Raw genomic sequence first — 24627 nt, 5'->3', positions numbered from 1 at the left:
AGACAACTGATCATGCTTTAATACTCCAAATTTGCCTAATGCTTTTTTTGAAAAGTACTCATTTCATCTTTAAAGTCCATCTGTCGCTCAGATAGTATTAAAGCATGCTGTGGTCTTTGGTAAATGATCTGTAGTCATAGACTCTATGAGAAATAAGAAAGTAGTTTTACTTCAATGAGAGATTTTTATAGGTGTTGATCGTAAAATGAAAATTTTTCCTTAATATCTTAAAAGAAATCATAAAATCTGCTTCCCAAAAACTATTATCTCCAGCTAATGGGATCACTTCCATGTTGCAAAACCCTTCACATGGGTTAACTACTAAACCATCGATTTTGATTGGTTGAGGTGGACCTTGATAACGATCAAGTGAATGAGCAGTCAATTTATGAGATCCAGCAACATAACAAGTTTGCGCTTTCATAAAGTAAGTAAAAATAAAATCAGAAAGGGGGCGAAACCCTTCAATCCGACTCGTGATATCTAAACAATTATCATCTATTGCACATCTACTTTCAATCCAAGCTCCGCAGTAACCTGAATCTTTTAACCAAGAAATACCAGTATCTCTATGATGCGGGGCAGCTAAACGACATTGGTAACTTAAAAGATTTTCTGAAATCTCTATATTTCTTCCTTTCCCAGCTAGCCCAAATCCAGAACAGTCGCCAAGTGGCTTTAACTGTGGACCAAAATTCACCACCCCTACTTTACCAACAAAAAAAGCACCCATCCCACTTTTACAACCTGATCCCAAACAAAGAATAGTTTGTTCTTCTTGTCGATGATAAAGGATCCCTAATTGAGAGTCGATAAAATGGTATTGAGATAATGGTTGAACATCACATGCTTTTAAAAAGGCATGACTCGCTCTCTCAAGCTCCTGAAAACGCCCTCCTTTTTCTTGTTGAAAAAATGAATAAATCGGTCGATCATAGTGGTCAAGAGTCGCTTGGTAAAATCTTGTCATTTTCTTCGCTTTTTCAATTTCTCCTCTTTGTGCTAGATCGAAACCTCTCTTTGCGTATTCGCAAGGATAAGGAAGATCGCCCCATGGAAACAGTGCCTCTTCAAATGACATTTCTCTTTCTTGCATAAAAAAACCCTTAGCTTTTACTAAGGGTAACATATTGAATTAGGAAAAAAACACCTGTTTTTTTATTCACCTTTTGATGTTTCAATTAAGCGACGCATCTTCTTTCCTGGCGTAAATTTAACCGCTCGACGTGCTGGAATATGAATGGGAACAGATGAGTTCTTTGGATTACGACCAATTTTTGGTTTTCTTTTCACAACTTGTAAAACTCCAAAATCACGAAATTCTAGACGGTCTCCTTTTGCTAAGGCTTCTGTCATCTTATCGAGAAAATTTTGGATAACTGCACGAACATGATTTGGATGAAGTCCTTCATCCTGCGAGATGGTCGTGATCAATTTCTTCTTGGTCATGGTTGCCATAATTTGTGCCTCCTAGTTTGAACTTGTCGGTAGTACCGAAATTGAGAATGCTAAAACTAAGCATTCTCTCTCTTATTTTATTGAGTTATAGCCGTATAATATCTATCTACATTTTCGTTTCAAGAGAATTTTTACAAAAAGACATTTTTTTTAGCTAAATTTCCATTATTTTAAAGAGATTTATTTTATAAGATATTGATTTCTATCAATATATAAAGATTCATATTCAGAAAAAATATAAATCTATTTTACTCTTGGTTATCAACTAGTTGGGATTAGAATAGAATAGAAAAAGATCATAAAAACGCACTTAAGAAATGCGAATGACTAACTTCTTTTTTTTACCTAAACTGATAAGAACAAATTCATTTTCTACAAGATGAGTTTTGGATAAGACCAACTCCTCATCACTGACCTTAACATTATTGAGAGAAACTCCCCCTCCTATAATCATACGGCGTGCTTCTCCTTTGCTTTCTAAAAGATGACATTTAACAAGTAAATCAATTAACTTGACTCCAACTACTTTGTCGACTAAAAGAGTCTGACTGGGTAGACCAGAAACAAGGGTACGAAGCGTTTCCGATGTAAGTTGAGTATGACTTCCTGGTTGAGCAGCTTTAGTAATAGAAATTGCTTCGTTCAATCCTTGTTGACCATGAACAATTTTCGTGACCTCTTCTGCTAATCGTCTTTGTGCTGAATTAGGGATATAGTCTTTTGCTCTCATTGAATCTTCTATCTCACGAATTTCCTCAAGATCTAAAAATGTAAGCATGCGAAACATTTTCGGAATATCCGCATCAGGAATAGAAAAAAAATACTGATAAAAATCGTAAGAAGGAAGGCGATCAGGATTGAGCCAAATTGCACCTTTTTCACTTTTTCCAAATTTTTTACCATCACTACGAGTAAGAAGAGGAAAAGTCATTCCATTCACTGATGTGCCTGTTAATCTACGGACTAACTCAGTTCCAGCAACAATGTTCCCCCACTGATCACTTCCTCCAATTTGAAGAGTGACCTCATGCTCTCTAAAAAGATGAAGAAAATCATACGCTTGAAATAGTTGATAACTGAATTCCGTATAGCTAATCCCTTCTTTTGAAGTCAGACGCGTTTTAACACTCTCTTTAGCTAACATAGGTCCTAGACGAAAAAATTTGCCAATATCTCGTAAAAAAGAAATATATCCCATCTCTCTAAACCAAGAAGCGTTATCTAAAATCATCACATCAGTTTTTAACACTGCTTCAAGAGAGCGGCGAATTCCAATTGAGTTGATATGAATTGTCTTGCTATCCAGAATATTGCGTTCGGTATTTCTTCCAGAAGGATCTCCAATCATTCCAGTTGCCCCCCCAATAAGAGCAATAGGTTTGTGACCAAAACGGTGAAACCATGCAAGCCCTATCATCGCAATTAAATTTCCAAGATGTAAACTATTCGAAGTAGGGTCAAATCCAGCATATACTTTGATAGGATGTTTCGTTAAACTAAAGAGTTTGTGATCTGTAACACTATCAATAAAACCTCGTTCTTTAAGTTTGTAAATAAGATTTTTCATTCATTCCTTTTCAACTATTTCTTAGAAAATTAAATTCTGTTATCATACGAAATCATCGTATCAGAGTAAAGGAGCTTCTATAGATGAACAAAGGAGAACATGCCGACAAAGAAGAAATTATCGAGTATCCTGAAAATTATGAAGAAATGGTTAAAAAGCTCCAAGAGCGAGAAGATGAGCAACTGCAAAAAGCATTGACAAAACAAAAAGCAAATTCCGAAGAAGAACTCAGAAAAATTGCTATTAATGCGATTGAAAAGCGACAATTAAGGACATCTAAAAACTATAAACCTTTAAAAGACAGAAACATTCTTACTGAACCAAAATCAGAAGATGTCGCTCAACTAAAAGATTCTCTAAAGAAAGAAACCTCAGGGTTAGCAAATCAAATTCTCAAACAACTACAAGAAAAATCCTCAAATCTTCAAGAAGAACTCAAAGGACGCATTAAACCTGGCTTGAGTCAATAGATAGTTAAGTCTTTCAAAAAAAAATGAAATAAAAAATCCTATTGAAACTAGACTTTTTTGTTTAAAAAGGATTTTGAACATCAATGAATTCACTATCTAATTTCATTTCTCTGGAGAGATATTCAGCAAGTGCTTTAGGAGCTACTCTTTCTGTTGCTGAGTGCCCTAAAGCCAAAAAATGAATATTTTCTTCGTAAGCCATTGCCCATGCAGGCTCATCGAAATTACCAGTGATAAAACAATCGATTCCTGCTTCGGCTACTACAATCAACTCTCGATAAGCCCCACCTGAAATGAGAGCAGCATTTTCCAAATATTCTTTTCCTCCTAAAGCTAAATGAGCCGGATGTTCATAATAAGTTTCTAAAGTTTTAATAAAATGCTCAATGAATATGGATTTGAATCGTCCTTTTACTCCAATATCCATGCCTTTTCGACTCTTAAAAGATTCAAGATTTTCCCATCCAAGGTCTTGAGCAGCTTTCCAATTATTTCCAATTTCCTGATGAGCATCTAGCGGAAGATGGTAAGCTAAAAGAGAAATCTGGTTATCTAAAAGAAGTTTGATTTTCTTTTTTTTCGCCCCCCTAATAGGATAGGGATCACCATTCCAAAAAAGACCATGATGTACCACAAGTGCATCACAATGTTTATCAATAGCCATTTGAATGGTTTTTAAATTTGCTGATACTGCAGTAGCAATGCGATGGACCTCTTCTTTTCCTTCTACTTGAATGCCATTAGGGCCATAATCCTGAAAAAAATCAGATTTTAGATAACGATTCAATTGCTCAGAAAATTCTCCAAGAAGCATCCTACCTCCTTTTTCCTTTGACCTGAAGATCATCGTAAGGTATACACAAGTTTTATGAAATTGAATTGTGACCTTCAAAATCAACTTAAAAAATCTGTTGCTAAAAAAGCTGTCGAGTTTGTTAAAGAGGGAATGTTAATTGGGCTAGGGACAGGTTCAACGACTGCTTTTTTTATTGATAGTTTAATTGAAAAATGCCGTGCTGGATTAAAAATTAAAGCCGTGGCTTCTTCGCTCCATTCCTCTGAAAAAGCAAAAGCAGGTGGAATCCCTCTCCTTTCAATGGATGCTGTCAATAGAATCGATCTCACGATTGATAGTGCTGATGAGATCGACTCTAAGCTACGTTGTATTAAAGGAGGTGGAGGAGCCCTTTTACGGGAAAAAATTATTGCAAGTACAAGCAAAAAAGTCATCATTATTGCAGATGAAAGCAAGCTAGTCCCCATGCTTGGCAAATTTGGTTTACCTATTGAAATCCTTCCCTTTGGATACCACGCAACGATTGCTAAAATCCATAGTGCAGGCTACGAAGGCAGTTTACGCACAAAAGATGGTCTTCCTTATTTAACTGACAATGGCAATTTTATTTATGATATCCAAAAAACTGAGGGCTTTATCGAGCCTGAAAAAGATCATAAAGTACTTATTCAGTTTCCTGGTGTTGTCGAAACAGGCTTTTTTATTAGTTCTCTCTTAGGGCTTGTATCCCTACAGATTCTTGTCGCATATAAGAATGGAAATATAGATTTTATTACTTAAGAAAAACAGGTCATCATGCAAGAAATTTCGGAACTTATACCAGTCAATTTTGAAAAAGTTATGCAATCGCGCTCTTATACATGTGTAGTGCTTGAAGCTGAGGAAAAAAAATTTGCTATTTACACAGATTTATCGATTGGCAAAACTATGCAATTATACCTTTCCTCAATCGAAAAACAGCGTCCCAATACCTATGACTTGATAAATCAAGTTTTCTATGGACTAGAAATTAAAGTGAAGCAAGTTGTCATAAACGATTTAAAAGATACGACTTATTTTGCACGCCTTTTCTTAGAACATAAGGCAGGTGAGATTCTTTCTATTATTGAGATTGATGCTCGTCCAAGTGATTGCATTATGTTTGCTCTCTTAAACAAAACACCTATCTACTGCACACGGGAAGTTTTTGAAAGGACAATCTACTATGAAGAATAAAAATGAGAGAGAAAACATAATCACTAAAATTTTTGATTGCTAATTTTTAAAAAAATCTATACCCTTCTTTTTCTCTTCTTTCGTGCATAGTTATGGTTAGAAAAAAAAACAAAAACCTACATTCTGAAGAAAAAGTGATAAAGACTGCTAATAAAGCAGAGGGAGTTTTTGTTGTCATTAATGATAAAGGATTACATACCCGTCCTTCGACTGAGCTGGTTAAATGCACAACAAATTTCAAATCTCATGTGAATTTGATTTATCAAGATCTCATCGTCAATGGCAAATCTCTTCTTGGGATTCTTACTTTAGCGGCTACACGTGGATCTCGGATTCGGATTGAAGCAGATGGAGAAGATGCTTTTCAAGTAGTTGAAGAAGTGATCAAGCTTGCAAGAAATAAATTTCACATACAATATTGAACAGAATCCATGTCAAAACAAATGAAAACACGAGCTCAGCTTTCTCCTGAAGAATCCTGGAACATTCAAGCACTTTACTCTTCTTTAGAGGATTGGGAAAAAGCTTTTCAAAATGTCCGTGAAAAACCTACTCCTCCCTATTGGCCAAATTTAAATCGCTATCGAGGGCGGCTTAAAGAGGGGGAAGAAATGATCAAAGAAACTCTGAACCTTTCGTTTAAAATTTCAAGAACTCTTGATAAACTTCATACTTATGCTCATAACCGTCATAATGAAGAAATCACTGAAGATCGTTTTAAAAAAGCCTATCAACAGATCTCTTCTTTGTTGCTCGATTTTCAAGAAGAAAGTGCATGGATTGAACCCGAGATTTTGATGCTACCACTTCCATTGATTCAATCTTATTTGGATAAACCAGAACTTACAATTTACCGATTTTACCTTGAGAAAATTCTCCGTATGCGTCCTTATAGACTGGATGCTGATAGGGAAAAATTAATCGCTATCGCTTGTAAACCCATGCAAACTTCTTCAAAAACTTTTTCAGCTCTTAATGATGCTGATATGAAAATTGGAACAATTATTGATAGCCAAGGACAAGAACATCCATTGACTCAAGGTACATATCAAGTTTATATGCGATCACAAGATCCAATTTTGCGACAAAATGCATTTAAAAGAATGCATTCCACACTTCAAGAATTTGAAAACACCTTTTCAGAACTTCTCTATGGCCAAGTTCAATCTCACTTATTTAATGCTCGGGCTCGTTCCTATACTTCTTGTCTTGATGCAGCTCTTTTTCCTAAAAATATTCCTACGTCAATCTACTATTCTCTGATTAAAGCTGTGCGTGAAAGGATACAAACTCTTCATCGTTATGTCCATCTTCGAAAAAACGTTCTTAAACTTCGTGAAATCCATCTCTATGACATGTATGTTCCTCTTGTTTCTCATATTGACTTCAAAATGTCTTATACCGAAGCAGAAGATCTCACTTTAGAATCAGTGATTCCTTTGGGTAAGGAGTATCAAAATATTTTGAAGCAAGGATTAAAAAAAGATCGTTGGGTGGATCCTTACGAAAACAAGCATAAACGCTCGGGGGCTTATTCAAATGGATGTTTTGATAGCTTTCCCTATATTCTTATGAACTTCCATGGCATTCTACGGGATACTTTCACACTTGCTCATGAAGCAGGACATAGTATGCATTCATATCTAAGTAGGACACACCAACCCTATCATTACTCTGATTACTCAATTTTTGTGGCTGAAGTTGCTTCGACTTTTAATGAAGAGTTGTTAATGGCCCTCCTTCTTAAGCGTTCTACAAAAAAAGAAGAAAAACTCTTTTTACTAAATGAAAAAATTGAGGATATCCGTGCGACTTTTTTCCGCCAAACTATGTTTGCTGAATTCGAACTAAAAATTCATGAGCTTGTGGAAAACAATATTCCCCTAACCCCCTCTTTACTTAAAACAATATATTATCAATTGAATGTTGACTATTTTGGTCCTGATGCTTTTATTGATGAAGAAATTCAGATTGAATGGGCTCGGATCCCCCATTTTTATTATAATTTTTATGTTTATCAATATGCGACCGGCATCAGTGCAGCACTCACTCTCGCAGAAAAGGTTCTTTCTGGAGATGCAAAAGCTCGTGATCACTATTTGCAATTTCTGAAAGGAGGATCTTCATTATTCCCTATTGAACTACTAAAACTCGCTGGAGTAGATATGATTTCTACTGAACCCATTGAGGGAATTTTTCATAAATTCAATTCTCTGCTCGATCAATTCGAATTAATAGCCTGTGAAAAATGTTAGTTTCAAATCTCTAAGACTTTTTAAAGATCATCTTGTCATCTGACTGATTTGTTTAAAAATTTATTTATTAGCACTTACATTGAAAAAGTGCTAATTTTTCATTGCTCAAAAAAAACCTTCTTGTTATTTTTGTTCTCAAAATAATCCTTCTTGAAACCAGGAGTAGTTATGACAGAACAAGCTATACAAACAAAACTCAAACCTTTAGGAAATAGAGTACTAGTCAAAAGACTAGAAGCTGAAGAAAAAGCAAAAGGAGGAATCATTCTTCCTGATACAGCAAAAAAAAAGCAAGAAACCGCTGAAGTAATAGCAATTGGAACTGGAAAAAAGGACAAGAGCGGTAACCTCATTCCCTTTCCTGTAAGGTTAGGAGATAAGATTTTAATGGAAAAATACTCAGGAACTGAAGTTACTCTGGATGGCGAAGATTACGTTATTTTGGGTACTGATGATATTATCGCAATTGTTGAATAAATAATCATAAGGAGCTGATTTGCTATGACAGCAAAAGATATCAAATATAAAGAAGAAGCAAGACAAAAGATTCTCAAAGGGGTAAAAACTCTAGCTGAAGCTGTTAAAGTCACTTTAGGTCCGAAAGGCCGAAATGTCGTGATTGACAAATCTTTTGGAGCACCTCAAGTGACTAAAGACGGTGTAACCGTTGCTAAAGAAATTGAGCTTGAAGAGAAGCATGAAAATATGGGCGCACAGATGGTGAAAGAGGTTGCGAGCAAAACAGCTGATCAAGCTGGTGATGGCACAACCACAGCCACTGTTTTAGCTGAAGCCCTTTATACTACAGGGTTAAAAAACATAGCTGCCGGAGCTAATCCTATGGATCTAAAGCGTGGGATTGAAAAAGCTGTAAAAACGGTAGTGGAAGAGTTAAGAAAAATTGCTAAACCTGTCTCAAACCAAAAAGAAATTGCTCAAGTGGCTACCATTTCAGCTAATAATGATGAGGAAATCGGTGCTATTATTGCCAAGGCAATGGAAAAAGTGGGTAAAAATGGAACCATTACTGTTGAAGAAGCTAAACGTTTTGAAACAACCCTTGATGTTGTGGAAGGAATGAACTTCGATCGTGGCTATCTTTCTGCTTATTTTACAACAAATCCAGATACTCAAGAGGCAGTTCTAGAAGATGCATTTGTCTTGATTTATGAAAAAAAGATTTCTGCTATAAAAGAATTACTTCCTATTCTTCAATCAGTTGTTGAATCAGGACGCCCCCTATTAATTATCTCTGAAGACGTTGAAGGAGAGGCACTCGCAACACTTGTTGTGAATCGTCTTCGTGCTGGTCTAAAAGTATGTGCTGTTAAAGCACCTGGTTTTGGTGATCGACGTAAAGCAATGCTTGAAGACATTGCGATCTTGACAAATGGACAAGTGATTAGCGAAGAGCTTGGCATGAAGCTTGAAAATACAACAATAGATATGCTTGGAAAAGTAAAAAAAGTTGTAGTAAAAAAAGAAGAAACCACTCTTATAGAAGGTAGTGGTTCTAAAAAAGATATTGAAGCACGTTGTCAACAGATTCAGCGTCAGATTGAAGAGAGCACATCTGATTACGATAAAGAAAAACTACAAGAAAGGCTTGCTAAACTTTCTGGTGGTGTAGCTGTGATTTACGTTGGTGCTGCTACAGAAATTGAAATGAAAGAAAAAAAAGACCGTGTAGAAGATGCTCAACACGCAACTAAAGCTGCGGTTGAAGAGGGTATCCTTCCTGGAGGAGGAACTGCATTTGTACGTTGTATTCCAGAAGTGCAAAAGCTTGCTAATTCCCTTGAGCATGATGAACGCATTGGAGCTATGATTGTGGCAAATGCGCTTTCTGCGCCTTTAAAACAAATTGCTGAAAACGCAGGACAAGAAGGATCTATTATCTTTCAAAAAGTATTAAGCCTTTCTACAAATGAAGGATACAATGCTTTGCTTGATGAATTTGTAGATATGATCAAAAATGGAATTCTTGATCCAATGAAAGTCGCACGTTCAGCAATTGAAAGTGCAGCTTCAATTTCTGCTATGTTGCTTACAACCGAAGCAATTATTGCTGAAATTCCAGACGAAAAACAACAAGCCATGCCCATGCCAAGTGGAATGGATTATTAATTGAATTTAAACAACCCCTCTTTTTAGAGGGGTTGTTGCATACAAAAACCCATCTTTGATTTTCTTCCTTTTTTTCTAGTCACTCTAATGAATTTTCACCAAATTTCTGGTAATTAATTCGATCACTCTCTACCATTTTTATTTTGTTCCGGATTAGCTCAGCGGTAGAGCAGTGGACTGTTAATCCATTGGTCGCTGGTTCGAATCCAGCATCCGGAGTTTCTTTTTTTTTATCATAAATAGCTCTGGTTTAATGAATTTAGACACCATGGACTTGTATGAAACATTGGATACAACAACCCCATTTCTATACCTTTTAGGCTTTATTTGATCTACAAGCGTTTATCCCAATCTCAATATGGATAAATATCTTTCTTCTAATGTCTTAAGCTCACAAACACAATAGTTGATAGTTTGATAATCTCTAAATTTGATTAATCGACTATCTAATTAATAGGGTTAATCTATACAATTATTTGATATTTTAGAAATTAAAAGATCTCCTAATTTGAAACCGCATATACTCTATACAAGTCAGTTTGCATCCCCAATCGGTTCGATGACAGCAATTGCTGATGAAGAAGCTCTTCTTTTTCTAGATTTTTCTGATTCTCAAGAACTTAAAAACTATCATCAATTTAATTTAAAGGAGTTAGTCGAAGAAAAATCTACTACACCACTACGAATGATTGAAAAAGAAATGCAGCTCTATTTTCAAGGGAAACAGATTGAATTTCGCACTCCTATTAAAATGTTTGGATCCTCTTTTAAAAAGCAAGTATGGCATGCACTCCAAAAAATTCCATTTGGGAAAACCTGTTCATATTCTGATATTGCCTGTCGAATGAATCATCCAAAAGCAACACGTGCTGTTGGTAATGCAAATAAAATGAATCCATTAGTCATTATTATCCCTTGTCATCGAGTCATTTGTCATAATCATACTCTTGGAGGATATCGAGGGGGAATTATGAGAAAAAAATGGCTCCTTAATCATGAGTCTCATGATAAAAATAAAGTCATCTGACAAGAAGAACATCGAGAGCTTACTAGTTCAATGAATTTAGAAAATGAGCAATCTCTCTATTTCTTAAAACCTAAATCTTCTTAATTCTAGACGTTATAAACTTCATACTGACTTAGTATGAAGTTTATACTATTTTTTTCAAAGACTTGTAACTTAAAAAAAAGTGATTTTTAAGCCTTTTTATTGAGCTGCTTACGAAAAGCAATAATCGATAAAATAATCCCTCCGAGCATTGTACTCATGCCAAAAACTTCAAGGAGAGATGGAAGATGAGATTCGAAAGAAAAAACGAGAAGGATCCCAAAAATCGATTCAAAAATTAAAAATGGACCCATAAGAGAGACAGGTAAGTAAAGGCTAGCGCGATTCCATAAATAACAAGGCAACCAAGAACAAATCCCCCCAAGAATCAGAGCAGCAATAGTAAAGCGCATTGTTTCCTGAGAAAAATGGATAAATCTCGAAATATCGATCTCTTTTTCTATGATAAAGGCAAAAAAGATGGTTGTGAGACATGCCCAGAACAAAGTAGCTATCCCAATGATTGATGTCCATTCAGTGACATCGATATGCGGATTGCGTTTTAAAAAGCGTGCATTATGTACAGCATACCAACTCCAAGCTAATAGAGAAATCACTGCTGCAAAAAATCCTAAGAGATATCCTTCAAGAGAATTTGAAGAAAAAGTCCAGTCAATTTCCGCAATATTTACAATAATTAAGCCAGATAAAATACATAAAACAGGAAAAATCATACTTGTAAAGACGATCTCTCGTGCATACCAATTTCCATATAATGCAACTGCAACTGGAGACATACTAGCAATTAGGATGGTTAAAGAAGGAGAAGCGAAACGCAATCCAATGATAATACCTAGGTAGTAAATAATATTAGAGAAAAATGCAAATGTCAGTGCTTTAATCCAAATCATTTTAGAAATTTGGCGTGCTTTATTCAACCCTCCTTTAAAGAACAAGATCGCTGAAATCAATCCATAAACAAAATAGCGACCCAAGACAACTTCTAGCCCAGAAAAGTCAGAAAGGAAACTAGGAATGACAAAAATCCATCCCCATAAAAAGCATGCAGATATCGCAAATAACAATCCTAACCACATGAATCCATTATAAGGCTCAATAGAATATGGTTTAAACAAAATTCCTATTTAAGAAAAATATTTTATCGCCACACACCTGAATCGACTACAAATTCCATTTTCAACTAAAGAAGAATAACTCTGTTATATCCTAGACATTTGATAATATGAGAGATTATGAAATATGTTTTTCATTAAGAATATTCTTAGATATAATTGCATTTTATGGATCAGATCTTCGGTTATGTTGAACGAGTTACATTTACAAATTCTGAAAATGGTTTTACAGTTGCACGACTACAGCAATCACGTAAAAAAGAACTCACCACCATTGTGGGTACCATGCCTACTCTTACTCCAGGTGAAAATCTTCGCTTAATAGGTGAATGGAAAAAACATGTCACACATGGGATTCAATTCATTGTTTCAGAGTATTTTATCGAAAAGCCTACAGATTTATTAGGAATCCAAAAATATCTTGAATCCGGTATGGTTAGAGGGATAGGTCCTATCTACGCTGAACGGATTGTAAAAATATTCGGAGAACAAACCCTTGATATTATTGATCAATCTCCCGACTTCTTGATTAAAGTGAATGGAATTGGACAAAAACGGATCGAAAAAATCAAATCCTGTTGGCAGGCACAAAAATCTATCCGTAATGTGATGATATTTCTGCAAAAATATGGAATTAGTTCTATTTTTGCTCAAAAATTATATAAATTATATGGAAATGAAACTGTCTCTTATCTTCAAGCGAATCCCTATATGCTTGCTAGAGAGATGCGAGGGATTGGATTTAAATCAGCAGATAAAATTGCAGAAAAATTAGGCTTTCCTAAAGATGCGCATCAACGGATAGACTCAGGAATTGAGTACTTACTTACTGAATTAGCCGATCAGGGCCATGTGTGCTATCCACTTGATGAGTTATGCTCAAAAGCTCAAGAAATATTGGAAATTCATCCTCAAGAAAGAATTCAAACATTACAAAATGAAGGACATATCGTCATTTCCGAAGGAAACGTTTGGTTAAAAAGGCTTTGGATTGCTGAAACAGGCATTGCTCGTGAACTAGATCGACTCATGAATCATCGAAGCCATCTTAGACAGATCGATACAGAAAAGGCAATCAGTTGGGTAGAAAAAACACTAAATATTCAATTAGCTAAAAAACAAAAAACGGCTATTGAATATGCTCTTAAAAAAAAAATTCATATCATCACTGGAGGACCCGGAACAGGCAAAAGTACGATCATAAATGCCATTCTTGCGATTACTAAGCAGCTAAGCCAATTTATTATCCTAGCAGCTCCAACAGGAAGAGCAGCGAAACGTATGAGTGAAATTACCAAACAAGAAGCGACTACTATTCATAGTCTTTTACAATTTGACTTCATTAAAAAAGGGTTTAAACGCAATAGAGATAATCCTCTTCATTGTGACTTAATTGTGATTGATGAAGCAAGTATGATTGATACAAATCTCATGTATGGTCTCCTTAAAGCTATTCCTGGGCATGCGCGACTGATTATTGTAGGAGATGTCTACCAATTACCTAGTGTGGGACCAGGACTTGTTTTAAAAGATATGATTGATAGTCAAATAATCTCTGTGACTGCATTAAACGAAATATTTAGACAAGCCGCCGGTTCTCGTATTATTACAAATGCCCACAAAATTAATGCTGGGGAGTTTCCTGATTTAACTACAGAAAAAACATCAGACTTTTTCTTTCTTAAAGGTGAAGAGCCTGAATCTATCCTTGATAAAATCATCGAGCTAATTTCAAAAAGGTTACCTAAAAGTTATCATCTTAATCCAATCGAAGATATTCAAGTACTGGCCCCAATGAAACGCGGTCCAATTGGGATAGAAAATCTAAATGTCATTTTACAGAAAATACTCAATCCACAAAAAAATATGATCCCCCATGGAGCAGGCTACTTGGGGATTGGTGATAAAGTCATGCAAATTCGCAATGATTATAAAAAAGAAGTCTATAATGGAGATATTGGACGTATTAAAATGATTAACCAAGAAGACCAAGAATTGATTATAAACTATGAAGGTCATCTAGTGACTTATCCTTTCTGTGATCTTGATGAATTAGTTTTAGCTTATGCTACCTCTATCCATAAATATCAAGGAAGCGAATCCCCTTGCGTAGTGATTCCTATTCATACGACTCACTTTATGATGCTCCAAAGAAATCTCCTTTATACAGCTGTAACTAGAGGTAAGAAAATCGTAATTCTTATTGGCACTGGAAAAGCGATTGGCATCGCTGTTTCTAATAATGAAACTCTTAAAAGACATACTGGCCTCAAAGAAGCCCTAATTCAAAAAACTTTCTAATTAATGCTGATACGACAAAAGAATTTTAATAAATGTTTCATTTCATGTAAGCGACTTACCTAGATGCATTTTTTTTTAACGTCTCTGATTTTATTGATTTGCATTTCAATAATCTCATCTTCAACTTTCTGAAAAAGAAGTGAAGGAACCGGAAGTACCTTGCCTATTTCACAAGACATTTCAATAACAGTTTTCCATGAATATAATTCCAAAGGTTTTTGAAAACCTATCATTTTCCAAATTTTTTCTCCAGTTTGTGGCATAATTGGAAATGAAGTAAGAGCTAATGCCTTAAGCAAAACAAAAGAGAGTCCTATTGTTGTCTGTAAAGATGAATATTTTTGGTCTTTGATATCTTTCCAAGGAGTTTTTGCATCAAAATAGGTATTCCCTATTTGTGCGAGTTCCATAATCAGCTGACTAGCACGTCGCATTTTATACGCAGCATAGGCATGTTCTATATCATCAGTCAATTCATTGATTTTCTCTAGAAAACGATGGTCTATGTCTTGCATTCTTTCATATTGAGGAATGCGTCTATTACAATGATTCTGTACAAAGATGAGTACTCTATTGACTAGATTCCCTAATTTACCAAGAAGCTCACTATTGCAGCGAGTTTGAAAATCTCTCCAAGTAAACTCCGTATCGCTTGTTTCAGGGGCATTAGCAGCAATCACATAGCGAATTTGATCAGAATGAAAATAAGAAAAAAAATCCTCTATATCAATCACCCAACCTTCAGACTTGCTAAACTGTCTTCCTTCAAAATTATAAAATTCATTAGCTACTAAGTCATCAACAAGCTTATAAGGAGAGTTCTGTCCCAGAATCATAGCAGGGAAAAATATGGCATGAAAAGGAATATTATCTTTTCCTATAAATTGTACATATTTTGTCTGTGGGTCACACCAATAGCTTTTCCAAGCCTCTGGGTTTCCTCTTTCCTTAGCCCAATCCTGTGTCGCACTAATATAGCCAATTGGAGCATCAAACCACACATAAAATACTTTACCTACAGCTTCTTTTAAAGGGACAGGGATGCCCCATTCAAGATCACGTGTAATCGCACGGGGACGAAGATCATCAAGATAGGCTTGAGCAAAATGCACGACGTTTGCTTTCCAAGAACGATTTGAAATAAAGGAAGCTAATTGTTCTTTAAACCGATCAAAACGCATAAACCAATGAGTCGTTTTTTTCCAACCAAGAGATTTTCCTGTGATTTTTGAACGAGGCTTTTTTAAATCACTCGTCTCATAGCTTGCTCCACACTTCATACATTCATCGCCTCGAGCCTCTTCAAATCCACATCTAGGACAAGTCCCAATCACATACCGATCAGCTAGAAAACGTTTGTCAATTTCAGAATAAAGCTGTTCAGTCTCAATTGCTTCAATATAACCATTAGCTTTAAGATCATGAAAAAAATCTTGCACAATAGGGATATGTGTTGGCGATGTTGTACGTGAAAAATAATCAAAATCAATCCACAATTTATCAAAGAAATTCTTTATTACTTGATGAAAATGGTCTACATGCTCTTTAGGAGTCTGTCTTGCAATTTCAGCACTTAAAGTAATTGCAACACCATATTCATCAGATCCGCAGATATAAAGTACATCATTTCCACGAAGCCGCTCGAAACGAGCGTAACAATCTGCTGGCAAATAAGCTCCGGCAATATGACCAAAGTGTAAAGGACCGTTTGCGTAAGGTAAAGCAGAAGTAATTAAGATTTTTTTCATCAAACATTTATTCTTTAACTATTTTACTCTTTTCACTATCTAATTCAAGTAACTGATCTTTACTTGCTCCAATCAATTCTATCACATCATTGGCTAAATTGGATTCAATTCCTTCCCCCTTTTCTATTCTCATTTTAGCAAATGAAATTGCATAATTAACCAGAGAAAATGGACTATTGAATTTTCGATTCAATGTTTCATTAGTTAAAGTATTTTTTAGTGACATAATTATCTCCTTTTGTGCTCTTCAGCAATAAGAATGCTGCGTAGAATTTGATAGGTAACTTCTAGATCATCGTTCACAATATAATAATCATAAAAACAAGCAAAACGCATCTCTTGTTTTGCCCATAAAAGACGCTCTTGAATCTTTTGGTCATTTTCTGTAGATCGCTTGACTAAACGATTTCTAAGTTCTTTAAAGGAAGGAGGAGCAATAAAAATAAACACCGCAGGAATTTTTTTCATAATCTGCATAGCTCCTTGAGTATCAATAATTAAAAGAACATGTTTCCCCTGTTCTTGAAGATCAGCTACTTCTTCTTTTCGCGTCCCATAGTAATTCCCAAAGACTTCGACTTGTTCAAGAAATTCTCCAGAAGTTATTTTTTGATGAAAATCGGTGATGGAAATAAAATCATAATGGTGTGTTAAAACTTCTTGAGGACGCGGATCACGAGTGGTACATGAACGACTCTTAGCAATCTGATCTGGAAATTCTTTTAAAATCATTTCCACAAGAGTGGATTTTCCAGTTCCAGCAGGAGCTGAAATCACAAATAATATCCCTTGATTTCTATTTCCTAATAGATTTTTACTCAATGTTTTGTGTTTGCTCCCGAATTTTTTCTAATTCACTTTTTACTTCTACGACTCTCTTATTAACAACAACATTCATCGATTTTGATCCAATAGTATTGATCTCCCGATTGAGCTCTTGAATCAAAAAATCCAATGTTTTACCACGTGTTTCATCTCTTTTCACTAATGGTGTTTTAATGACTTCAAGAAATTGAGTCATATGACTCTTAAATCGTATAATTTCTTCTGAGATATCAATACGTTCAGCAAATAAAACCACCTCACGAAGAATTCTCTCTTCATTTTCGGTCTGCCCAGTTAAAAACTCTTCGACTCGTTTAATCAATTTATCATGATAGTTTTTTACCTTTTTAGGCGCCTCTTCCTCAATTGTTTCTATTAATGTTTCGATGTTTTGCATACGCTTATAGAGATCTTGTGCCAGCAAGCCTCCTTCTTTTTTTCTCATCTCTAAAAGCATATCAAGAGCTTCCTCTAAACTTGATTCTAATCCTTTATATAATAACTCTTCTGGAGGAAGCTTCTCTTTAAAAGATAGAAAATGTTTCTCATGAGCTAGTAAATGCAAGTCAATTTTTTCTTCTAATCCAAGTTCATATGCAGCCTCTTCCCAAGCTCTTTTGAGACTTCTTAACAAAGATAGATTGGGAATCACTTGAGTAGGTATTTGGGGATCAGCTTGCCAATTGACTAGAACTCTCACCATACCTCTTCCAAGATAATTGGTGATTTTCTTCCGTAAAGGAATCTCATAAAAGGTAAAAAAACGAGGTAAATTCATCTGAAATTCAAGATAACGATGATTCGTGCTTTGAATTTCTAAAGATAAACGCCCATAGTCAGAGGAATAAGTTCCACGTCCATAAGCCGTCATGCTATTTAATTGGAAAGCGTTTGACATACTCAAAAAGAATCTAGAAAAACAGCTAAATTGTCAATTAATAATACTCTTTTTAAGATAAAATCTTAAAATTTGTTAAATAGATGGTTAAAACCTTTATCTATTATTCAAAAATATTAGAAGTGAAATATTGCACTTCAATCATATTTTTTTTTTAGATGAAACGTCTTTCGATGAATAGGCGAAGGCCCGTATTTTGCAAGAGCTAAACAATGTTTTTTCGTTCCATATCCTTTATGCTGATCAAAGCCATACTCAGGATAAAGCCGATGATAATCCATCATCAATTTATCTCTTGTTTCTTTTGCAATAATAGAGGAAGCTGCAATTAACTGAGATCGTTGATCCCCTCTAATAAGAGCTTCAGACTGAATATTTTCTATATGTAAATTTACATTCCCATCAATTAAGAGATAGTCTGGCTGTTCAGAAAGAGATTCAACTGCCTTACGCATAGCATATAAAGTCGCTTGTAAAATATTGATCTCATCTATAACTAATGGTTCGACTATTCCAGTTGCGTAGTCCAAATCAGGATGCTGAATGATGTCTTGGTAGAGAGCTTTACGTTTACTAGGGGTTAAAAGCTTACTGTCATTCAATCCTGAGAAAAATACTTGTTTTCTAAAAACCGTAGCTGCTGCAACTACAGGACCAGCTAAAGGCCCTCTTCCTGCTTCATCAATTCCTGCAATTCGACTAAAACCTTTTGCTTGAATCTTCTGTTCTAATTCTATCAGATATAAGAGACGAGATTGCTCAATCTTTGGTATGCATTCCAATAGTTTCTGATTCTGTTTTGTCTCTTTCACGATTTTGATTCTCATTTATTGATAAAGATTTAGGGAATCCAAATTTCTCTTTTACTTTTGCTGCTTTACCTTTCTTACCCCGCAAATCATAGAGCTTGGCACGTCTGACATGGCCTCTTTTAATGATTTCAATCTTTACGATTCGAGGACTACGGAGACAAAATACTCTTTCCATTCCTTCACCATAAGAAATCCGATGAAGAGAAAATGTTTCAGAGATACCACCTCCTTTACGAGCAATCACGGTCCCCTGAAAAGCTTGCACACGCTCTTTTTCTCCTTCAATAATTTTTGTTGAAACTCGAATAGTATCCCCAATAGAGAAGTCAGGAATATCTTTTTTCAACTGTTCACTTTCTAAATCTTCAATCAAAGTATTCATTGTTCACTCATCCTTAGTTGTTCTGCACCTAAATTATCATCCTTCAAAAAGATCTGGACGAATACTTTTTGTTTTAGCAATAGCCCATTCTTTCCTCTTGGCAGCAATCTCCATGTGATTCCCCGTCAAAAGAACCTTTGGCACTGTTAATCCTTCAAAAACCTCCGGCCTTGTGTAATGCGGACAATCGAAAATGCCTTTTTCAAAAGAGTCTTCCTTAGCTGCCTCTTTATTTCCTAAAACACCAGGAATAAATCGAGAAACTGCATCAAGCAATACAATGGCTGCAAGTGCCCCATTAGTCAGCACATAATCGCCAATGCTAATCTCTTCATCAACTTCCTTAACTATTATCCTTTCATCTATCCCTTCATAATGACCACAAAGCAAAATTAAGTGAGATTTTTCTGCAAGTTGGCGGCATTTTGATGCATTCAGAGTCTTTCCTTGAGGGGAAAGATAAATAACATATGAATCTTCCCTCCTAACATGACGAATAGCACGACTCGCTGGCTCAGCCTTTAAAACCATTCCAGGTCCTCCTCCATAGGGACGATCGTCAACTCTATGATGCTTATCAAAAGCAAAATCTCGTAATTGGGTATAGCGAATATTTAGAAACTTTCTTTCTCTAGCCCTTTTCAAAATACTTTCATTAAAAGGCCCTAAAAAATACTTCCGAAAGAGAGAGATAATCTCAACATCCATAAAGCCTTTTAGGCAGGACTCACTTTTTGACTACGAACCACTTTGCGTTGTTGTCTCTTTTTTATACGCTTTTCTTCTTCCCTTCTACGCATTTCATTGAATACTTCAGGAGCACCACGTGCAACAAGATTCTTTGCCTTGTCTGTGAGAATCGCTCCTTTTTGTAACCAATAGAGAACACGTCCACTTTTAATCATCACATTTTTTGTTTCTGTTTCTTCATGAGGATTATACCATCCTAAAAATTCAGTGTATTTTCCATCACGTGGAGAACGAGAATCACTTAATACCAAACGATAGACAAGGAAATTTTTCCTTCCTTGTTGACGTAATCGAATTTTTAATGCCATTGCATACCTCCTATTTTTTCTAACATCTTCTTATTTGAGGTACTTTTGAATAATTGCTTTGACCTCTTAAAACTCTTTTTGAGCTTATTAATTTCTTGAATTGTTGATGCACTTCCTTTTGCAATACGCTTCATACGACTCATAGTTAATTGATCTTTTTCTTGACGCTCACGAATTGTCATTGAAAAGATGATAGCTTCAATTTTAAAAAACTCTTTTTCTGATTGTTCAAAATCAGAAAAAGGCAAGCGAGGCATCATTTTAAGTAATCCTTTTAACGAACCCATCTTCTTAACCGACTGTATCTGCTTAAGATAATCTTCATAGGTAAAACTAGCCTTACGCATTTTCTTTTCTAATTCCTCTGCTTCCCTATCAGAAATATGCTCTTTTGCTTTTTTTACGAAATTAATTGTGTCCCCCATACCAAGGATCCTATCAGCCATTGATTTAGCATTGAAAAGCTGAATATCCTCGAGCTTTTCTCCAATCCCTTCGAATTTTAAAGGTTTACCTGTGATTGCTTGAATAGAAATAGCTGCACCTGCACGGGCATCTCCATCTAACATTGTCAGAATAGTCCCAGTGATAGATAATTCCTTATTAAAAACATCAGCATGATCTACAGCATCTTGACCTGTAGCTGCATTTGCAATAAACAAAACTTCATGTGGATTGACTGCTGTTTTGATCTCTTTAAGCTCTTTCATTAACGAGCTATCAATATGGAGCCGTCCAGCTGTGTCAATAATCAGACAATCATATCCTTGTTCTCTTGCCATAACAAGAGCCTTTTTAGCGACTACAACAGGGTTTTTTTCTCCCTCAATTGAAAAAACAGGAACACCAATTTCACTACCAAGAATCTGAATCTGCTCAATAGCTGCTGGGCGTTGTAAATCACAGGCAACAAGAAGAGGTTTCTTTTTATACTCTGGCTTTGAAAATAGGAAAGCTAGTTTAGCAGCATGTGTGGTTTTACCTGTTCCCTGAAGACCACAAAGCATTAAAACAGTTAGTTTTGAATCAAATGCTAAAGAAGCTTCTCCGCCACCCATAAGTAAAACAAGTTCATCATGAATCAATTTAACAAACTGCTGGCCGGGTGAAACCGATTTAATCACCTCTTCACCAATGACTTTCTCTTTAATGCGTTTCACAAAGTTTTTAGCAACACTATAGTTTACATCAGCCTCTAAAAGTGCTAAACGGACTTCTCTTACCGCATTAGATAAATTTTCCTCATTGAGTCGTTTCTGACCCACAAGTTTTGAAAAAATACCGGTGAATTTATCAGTTAAAGATCCAAACATGAAAATAAGCATACATGAGCAAATTAATCTCTTTCAAGGGAAAAGAAACGGTTATGTCCTGCCCAATCATTTTCAACCTTTCCTTGATTATTAAATAGTTTTTTAACGCTATCTCCTTGACCAGTTCCTATTTCTAACCATGCCATTCCACCTGGCTTAAGGAAATCAAAAAGAGATCTAGAAATCGCTTTATAAAAAGATAATCCTCCAACAAGAGCCATCTTAGGTTCAGTTTTTACCTCTAGTGATAGCTCTTCATATTCATGTTCATCAACATATGGAGGATTACATACAAAAAAATCACACACCTCTCCTCTAAAGGGATCAAATAAGTTTCCCTGTCTAAAGGAGACATCCCCTCCGTTTTGACGTGCAACATCAAGAGCCTTTTCAGATAGATCGGATAAAACAACATTTAAAAGAGGAAACTTCTTTTTTAAAGCGTGGCCAATACAACCCGATCCGCAGCACATATCCCATAAAGTCTTCCCTGTAAGATCGTATTTTTTAAGTTTTTCAATAATTTTATTTACTAAAATTTCCGTTTCCTGACGTGGAATAAGTACATTAGAATTGACTTTAATCGTAATGTCACAAAAAGAGACCTTACCAAGGATATAAGCAGATGGTTCATGATTCCCTCGGCGAATAACAGCACTCAAGATTTTTTTGATTTCAATTTCCCGAATAGGATTTTCAAATTCTAAATAAAGATCAATCAGTGGTAATCCTAAAAGATCTGCCAGAAGATATTCAGCTTCTCGACGAGAATTATCTATTCCTCTATGTCTTAAAAAAAACTCTGCATATTGAATGACCTCAAGAAGCGTCTTCAAGATAAAAGCCTTTGATGATAATAGTACTTGATAAGCGGTATAGTCAGCATATCCAGTTCTCCTTCCATGACTCTATCTAGATTATAGAGTGTAAGATTGATACGATGATCAGTGACACGATTTTGAGGAAAATTATAAGTACGAATTCTCTCAGAACGATCCCCACTTCCTACTTGGGATGCACGCAAAGAACTCTCTTCATCGAGACGTTGTTGTTTTTTTGCATCAGCTAGTTTTGCAATGAGTAAACGAAGAGCTTTGTCTTTATTTTTGTGCTGACTGCGCTCATCTTGGCAATAGGCAACCATCCCTGTTGGAAGATGAGTAATTCGCACAGCAGAATCAGTTGTATTCACATGTTGTCCACCACTCCCAGATGCACGATAAGTATCAATACGAAGATCTTTCTCTTCTATTTTAAACTCTTCTTCTTTCGTTGGTTCTAGCATAACAGCAATAGTAATTGCAGAAGTATGAACACGTCCTTGGGATTCTGTATCAGGAACACGCTGCACTCGATGAGTACCAGCTTCATATTGGAGACATCGTTTTGTTTTAGTACCCGATATCACCATAATATATTCCTTATACCCTCCTAATTCTGATGGAGCACATCCTAAGGATTCATAATGCCATCCTTTATCTTCAGCATACAAGTGATACATTCTCACACAGTTTCCTACAAAAAGCGCTGCCTCATCGCCTCCCGTTCCTGCACGTAACTCTAGTATTATACTACGATCATCGTCAGGATCAGGAGGAACTAAAAGATTTTCAAGCTTAATATTCAGAGAATTGATGCGAATTTCAAATTGCTGAATCTCCTCTTTTAAAAGAGTGCGCATCTCTTCGTCTTGTTCAAGATCATAGAACTCTCTATTTTCCTCTAGAGTTTTCGTTAATGTAGCAATCTCATCAACAGTATTTTTAATATTTAAGAGATAGGAATACTCTTGAGTGAGTTCACGATAAATTTTAGAATTGTTAAAAACTTCAGGATCCGACAGCTTATCTTCTATCTTAGATAAACGTTCTAAACTTTCAGAAATTTTTTTCTCCAAGGAAAACTACTTCTTTTTTTTCTTTTTAACAGGTTTTTTTTCAGAGGCTTTTTTCTTTTTCTCCTCTTGTTCTGCTGCTTGTTTTTGTCCTAACTCTTGTTTTTTTGAATAACGCTTCAAAAACTTATCCACACGCCCTTCTGTATCAATAAATTGTTTGCTACCAGTAAAGAATGGATGAGAAGCAGAAGAAACCGTAATGTGATAAAGCGGATATTCTTTTCCTTCAAAGATCTCTCTTTCTTTAGGTTGAAGAGTAGAACCACAAATGAACTTAGTTCCTGTTGAGGTATCAATAAAAAGGATATCTTGATAATCTGGATGGATGTCTTTTTTCATGCATGAGCTCCAAAAATAGTCATTGAAGGAGCTAAACTTACTCTGTAAATTGAAAAAAGACAAGCGAAATCGTAGATTTGTGAGGGTAAAATGAGAAAATGGTTATTGATTCTTTATTTTTTAGGGGGCAATTTCCTCTCAGGTGAAATTTTTTTAAAAAACAAACTTGTTGAAGCTGATATAGGTAGTTATATAGTCACTGAACAAAATAAAAATTTCACTCTTTTTTACATCCGTGAGAAATTTGATCGAACGATTTTAATTGAAGAAGTTACAATTCCTGCCAGACGTGATATCTATAAATTTAACTGGAAAGTATGGTTTGAAAATGGCGCTCCAGGACATACTTCTTGGACAATTTCTTATGTTAATCTCGATAATGGGCAATTTGAAGGCATTTTTTCTTTTAATCATAATAGCTGGATACAAATTTCGGATTCTAACTCCTTTCTAACTACACTTTTGAATCTACCTTTTAATTTAATTCCTGAGGAAAATCGTCGCCGAATTGGCTCTTCTTCATCTCATAATAAGTCCAATTATAGTTCAATTTGGCATCCCTTTTTAACCATTGAAGGTCAGCGCATTTGTATTCCATTCACTGCTTGGCATGCCTATTGGCCTTCTGACGGTACTCACCTTGCCAATAAATGTATTGAAATTTATTTACCAGAGGATATTGATACAAATACTGTTCCTGATTATCCTACTTATTTCCCCTATTGGATAGGAATCGAGGGAAAGGTTGGTTCTATGAGATTACGTGTAGTTGATTCTGGTAAATCAGCAAAATCCCCTAAAAATATACCTTCTGAAGCTCATATCTTCTCATTTCTCAACATAGAGAAGAACTATTCTCTCTCTTAGAATTTTTCAAAAATCACTTGTGAACAAATTTGTCTACATTCTATTTTTTTTAACTTTTAATATTTTAAACACTTATAATAAGAAAATATAGAAAAAATACTTTTGTTAACAAGATATC

Annotated in this window: 26 protein-coding genes, 1 tRNA gene and 1 pseudogene; 11 read left to right on the top strand and 17 right to left on the bottom strand. The window is 35.4% G+C overall.

What is annotated here, in order from left to right; translation table 11 throughout:
- Positions 1-166: 166 nt before the first annotated feature.
- The 3 genes from R3E91_05955 to tyrS all read right to left on the bottom strand — a co-directional run bounded on the left by R3E91_05955 (position 167) and on the right by tyrS (position 3025).
- The gene (locus tag R3E91_05955; protein MEZ5315728.1) at positions 167-1096 is read right to left on the bottom strand and encodes a hypothetical protein; all 930 of its coding nucleotides are present in this window, start codon (positions 1094-1096) and stop codon (positions 167-169) included.
- Between the two features lie 62 nt (positions 1097-1158).
- The gene (locus R3E91_05950) at positions 1159-1458 is read right to left on the bottom strand and encodes an HU family DNA-binding protein (GenBank protein ID MEZ5315727.1); all 300 of its coding nucleotides are present in this window, start codon (positions 1456-1458) and stop codon (positions 1159-1161) included.
- Positions 1459-1768: 310 nt separating this feature from the next.
- Positions 1769-3025 carry a tyrosine--tRNA ligase gene (tyrS, locus tag R3E91_05945; protein ID MEZ5315726.1) on the bottom strand — a complete coding sequence of 419 codons (1257 nt, stop codon included), beginning with the start codon at positions 3023-3025 and terminating at the stop codon, positions 1769-1771.
- A gap of 83 nt (positions 3026-3108) precedes the next feature.
- Here tyrS and R3E91_05940 point away from each other — a divergent pair, with 83 nt between their 5' ends.
- On the top strand, positions 3109-3495 hold the full coding sequence (locus tag R3E91_05940; protein MEZ5315725.1) for a hypothetical protein: 387 nt from the start codon (positions 3109-3111) through the stop codon (positions 3493-3495).
- Between the two features lie 61 nt (positions 3496-3556).
- On the opposite strand, the gene R3E91_05935 is transcribed toward R3E91_05940, so the two are convergent.
- Entirely contained in the window at positions 3557-4309 is a 753-nt protein-coding gene (locus R3E91_05935; protein ID MEZ5315724.1) for a Nif3-like dinuclear metal center hexameric protein, read from the bottom strand.
- Between the two features lie 54 nt (positions 4310-4363).
- Between R3E91_05935 and rpiA the strand changes: the two genes are divergently transcribed.
- The 8 genes from rpiA (at position 4364) to R3E91_05895 (ending at position 10915) form a co-directional block, all read left to right on the top strand.
- Positions 4364-5071 (top strand): ribose-5-phosphate isomerase RpiA, encoded by a 708-nt coding sequence (rpiA, locus tag R3E91_05930; protein ID MEZ5315723.1) that lies wholly within the window; start codon positions 4364-4366, stop codon positions 5069-5071.
- Between the two features lie 15 nt (positions 5072-5086).
- Positions 5087-5506 carry a DUF151 domain-containing protein gene (locus R3E91_05925; GenBank protein MEZ5315722.1) on the top strand — a complete coding sequence of 140 codons (420 nt, stop codon included), beginning with the start codon at positions 5087-5089 and terminating at the stop codon, positions 5504-5506.
- A 92-nt stretch (positions 5507-5598) separates the two neighbouring features.
- Positions 5599-5928, top strand: a complete 330-nt coding sequence (locus R3E91_05920) for an HPr family phosphocarrier protein (GenBank protein ID MEZ5315721.1) — start codon at positions 5599-5601, stop codon at positions 5926-5928.
- A 9-nt stretch (positions 5929-5937) separates the two neighbouring features.
- On the top strand, positions 5938-7761 hold the full coding sequence (gene pepF, locus R3E91_05915) for an oligoendopeptidase F (GenBank protein ID MEZ5315720.1): 1824 nt from the start codon (positions 5938-5940) through the stop codon (positions 7759-7761).
- A gap of 168 nt (positions 7762-7929) precedes the next feature.
- Positions 7930-8238, top strand: a complete 309-nt coding sequence (locus R3E91_05910) for a co-chaperone GroES (GenBank protein ID MEZ5315719.1) — start codon at positions 7930-7932, stop codon at positions 8236-8238.
- A gap of 24 nt (positions 8239-8262) precedes the next feature.
- The gene (groL, locus tag R3E91_05905; protein MEZ5315718.1) at positions 8263-9888 is read left to right on the top strand and encodes a chaperonin GroEL; all 1626 of its coding nucleotides are present in this window, start codon (positions 8263-8265) and stop codon (positions 9886-9888) included.
- A gap of 147 nt (positions 9889-10035) precedes the next feature.
- Positions 10036-10107 (top strand) — tRNA-Asn (locus R3E91_05900).
- Between the two features lie 289 nt (positions 10108-10396).
- A complete protein-coding gene (locus tag R3E91_05895) occupies positions 10397-10915 on the top strand; it encodes a methylated-DNA--[protein]-cysteine S-methyltransferase (protein MEZ5315717.1) in 519 nt (172 codons plus the stop codon).
- Positions 10916-11085: 170 nt separating this feature from the next.
- On the opposite strand, the gene R3E91_05890 is transcribed toward R3E91_05895, so the two are convergent.
- Positions 11086-12072, bottom strand: coding sequence for a DMT family transporter (locus R3E91_05890; protein ID MEZ5315716.1), 987 nt, complete (start codon positions 12070-12072; stop codon positions 11086-11088).
- 165 nt (positions 12073-12237) lie between these two features.
- Here R3E91_05890 and R3E91_05885 point away from each other — a divergent pair, with 165 nt between their 5' ends.
- Complete coding sequence (locus R3E91_05885; protein MEZ5315715.1) at positions 12238-14370, top strand: ATP-dependent RecD-like DNA helicase; 2133 nt, start codon at positions 12238-12240, stop codon at positions 14368-14370.
- A 59-nt stretch (positions 14371-14429) separates the two neighbouring features.
- Here R3E91_05885 and metG read toward each other — a convergent pair whose 3' ends face one another.
- From metG to R3E91_05825, 12 genes and pseudogenes are all read right to left on the bottom strand, one after another.
- The gene (gene metG / locus R3E91_05880) at positions 14430-16118 is read right to left on the bottom strand and encodes a methionine--tRNA ligase (GenBank protein ID MEZ5315714.1); all 1689 of its coding nucleotides are present in this window, start codon (positions 16116-16118) and stop codon (positions 14430-14432) included.
- A gap of 7 nt (positions 16119-16125) precedes the next feature.
- Positions 16126-16344 carry a hypothetical protein gene (locus R3E91_05875; protein MEZ5315713.1) on the bottom strand — a complete coding sequence of 73 codons (219 nt, stop codon included), beginning with the start codon at positions 16342-16344 and terminating at the stop codon, positions 16126-16128.
- A gap of 2 nt (positions 16345-16346) precedes the next feature.
- Positions 16347-16940, bottom strand: a complete 594-nt coding sequence (gene gmk, locus R3E91_05870; protein ID MEZ5315712.1) for a guanylate kinase — start codon at positions 16938-16940, stop codon at positions 16347-16349.
- On the bottom strand, positions 16933-17841 hold the full coding sequence (locus R3E91_05865) for a YicC/YloC family endoribonuclease (GenBank protein ID MEZ5315711.1): 909 nt from the start codon (positions 17839-17841) through the stop codon (positions 16933-16935). The genes gmk and R3E91_05865 overlap by 8 nt, the downstream gene beginning before the upstream one ends.
- Before the next feature lie 137 nt (positions 17842-17978).
- On the bottom strand, positions 17979-18653 hold the full coding sequence (locus R3E91_05860) for a ribonuclease HII (protein MEZ5315710.1): 675 nt from the start codon (positions 18651-18653) through the stop codon (positions 17979-17981).
- Positions 18654-18678: 25 nt separating this feature from the next.
- Positions 18679-19035 (bottom strand): annotated as a pseudogene (gene rplS, locus R3E91_05855) (50S ribosomal protein L19).
- Between the two features lie 36 nt (positions 19036-19071).
- Positions 19072-19743 carry a tRNA (guanosine(37)-N1)-methyltransferase TrmD gene (gene trmD, locus R3E91_05850; GenBank protein MEZ5315709.1) on the bottom strand — a complete coding sequence of 224 codons (672 nt, stop codon included), beginning with the start codon at positions 19741-19743 and terminating at the stop codon, positions 19072-19074.
- 8 nt (positions 19744-19751) lie between these two features.
- Complete coding sequence (gene rpsP / locus R3E91_05845) at positions 19752-20093, bottom strand: 30S ribosomal protein S16 (protein MEZ5315708.1); 342 nt, start codon at positions 20091-20093, stop codon at positions 19752-19754.
- A complete protein-coding gene (gene ffh / locus R3E91_05840; GenBank protein ID MEZ5315707.1) occupies positions 20084-21406 on the bottom strand; it encodes a signal recognition particle protein in 1323 nt (440 codons plus the stop codon). Before ffh ends, rpsP begins: the two co-directional genes overlap by 10 nt.
- Before the next feature lie 23 nt (positions 21407-21429).
- Positions 21430-22242, bottom strand: a complete 813-nt coding sequence (gene prmC / locus R3E91_05835; protein ID MEZ5315706.1) for a peptide chain release factor N(5)-glutamine methyltransferase — start codon at positions 22240-22242, stop codon at positions 21430-21432.
- On the bottom strand, positions 22239-23303 hold the full coding sequence (prfA, locus tag R3E91_05830; protein ID MEZ5315705.1) for a peptide chain release factor 1: 1065 nt from the start codon (positions 23301-23303) through the stop codon (positions 22239-22241). The genes prmC and prfA overlap by 4 nt, the downstream gene beginning before the upstream one ends.
- 6 nt (positions 23304-23309) lie before the next feature.
- Positions 23310-23642, bottom strand: coding sequence for a type B 50S ribosomal protein L31 (locus R3E91_05825; GenBank protein ID MEZ5315704.1), 333 nt, complete (start codon positions 23640-23642; stop codon positions 23310-23312).
- 90 nt (positions 23643-23732) lie between these two features.
- On the opposite strand from R3E91_05825, the gene R3E91_05820 reads away from it, so the two are divergent.
- The gene (locus R3E91_05820; protein ID MEZ5315703.1) at positions 23733-24509 is read left to right on the top strand and encodes a hypothetical protein; all 777 of its coding nucleotides are present in this window, start codon (positions 23733-23735) and stop codon (positions 24507-24509) included.
- Positions 24510-24627: the final 118 nt, after the last annotated feature.

The organism is Chlamydiales bacterium, assembly GCA_041395025.1.
In the GTDB taxonomy this organism is placed as follows: Bacteria; Chlamydiota; Chlamydiia; order Chlamydiales; family JAAKFR01; genus JAJACP01.
This window is presented reverse-complemented; position numbering and strand designations above follow the sequence as displayed.

Excerpts from the sequence above, each read along its gene's own strand:
- R3E91_05955 (MEZ5315728.1), bottom strand. The coding sequence starts at position 1,096 with ATGCAAGAAAGAGAAATGTCATTTGAAGAGGCACTGTTTCCATGGGGC.
- R3E91_05950 (MEZ5315727.1), bottom strand. The coding sequence starts at position 1,458 with ATGGCAACCATGACCAAGAAGAAATTGATCACGACCATCTCGCAGGAT.
- tyrS (MEZ5315726.1), bottom strand. The coding sequence starts at position 3,025 with ATGAAAAATCTTATTTACAAACTTAAAGAACGAGGTTTTATTGATAGT.
- R3E91_05940 (MEZ5315725.1), top strand. The coding sequence starts at position 3,109 with ATGAACAAAGGAGAACATGCCGACAAAGAAGAAATTATCGAGTATCCT.
- R3E91_05935 (MEZ5315724.1), bottom strand. The coding sequence starts at position 4,309 with ATGCTTCTTGGAGAATTTTCTGAGCAATTGAATCGTTATCTAAAATCT.
- rpiA (MEZ5315723.1), top strand. The coding sequence starts at position 4,364 with ATGAAATTGAATTGTGACCTTCAAAATCAACTTAAAAAATCTGTTGCT.
- R3E91_05925 (MEZ5315722.1), top strand. The coding sequence starts at position 5,087 with ATGCAAGAAATTTCGGAACTTATACCAGTCAATTTTGAAAAAGTTATG.
- R3E91_05920 (MEZ5315721.1), top strand. The coding sequence starts at position 5,599 with ATGGTTAGAAAAAAAAACAAAAACCTACATTCTGAAGAAAAAGTGATA.
- pepF (MEZ5315720.1), top strand. The coding sequence starts at position 5,938 with ATGTCAAAACAAATGAAAACACGAGCTCAGCTTTCTCCTGAAGAATCC.
- R3E91_05910 (MEZ5315719.1), top strand. The coding sequence starts at position 7,930 with ATGACAGAACAAGCTATACAAACAAAACTCAAACCTTTAGGAAATAGA.
- groL (MEZ5315718.1), top strand. The coding sequence starts at position 8,263 with ATGACAGCAAAAGATATCAAATATAAAGAAGAAGCAAGACAAAAGATT.
- R3E91_05885 (MEZ5315715.1), top strand. The coding sequence starts at position 12,238 with ATGGATCAGATCTTCGGTTATGTTGAACGAGTTACATTTACAAATTCT.
- metG (MEZ5315714.1), bottom strand. The coding sequence starts at position 16,118 with ATGAAAAAAATCTTAATTACTTCTGCTTTACCTTACGCAAACGGTCCT.
- R3E91_05875 (MEZ5315713.1), bottom strand. The coding sequence starts at position 16,344 with ATGTCACTAAAAAATACTTTAACTAATGAAACATTGAATCGAAAATTC.
- R3E91_05865 (MEZ5315711.1), bottom strand. The coding sequence starts at position 17,841 with ATGTCAAACGCTTTCCAATTAAATAGCATGACGGCTTATGGACGTGGA.
- trmD (MEZ5315709.1), bottom strand. The coding sequence starts at position 19,743 with ATGGATGTTGAGATTATCTCTCTCTTTCGGAAGTATTTTTTAGGGCCT.
- rpsP (MEZ5315708.1), bottom strand. The coding sequence starts at position 20,093 with ATGGCATTAAAAATTCGATTACGTCAACAAGGAAGGAAAAATTTCCTT.
- ffh (MEZ5315707.1), bottom strand. The coding sequence starts at position 21,406 with ATGTTTGGATCTTTAACTGATAAATTCACCGGTATTTTTTCAAAACTT.
- R3E91_05825 (MEZ5315704.1), bottom strand. The coding sequence starts at position 23,642 with ATGAAAAAAGACATCCATCCAGATTATCAAGATATCCTTTTTATTGAT.
- R3E91_05820 (MEZ5315703.1), top strand. The coding sequence starts at position 23,733 with ATGAGAAAATGGTTATTGATTCTTTATTTTTTAGGGGGCAATTTCCTC.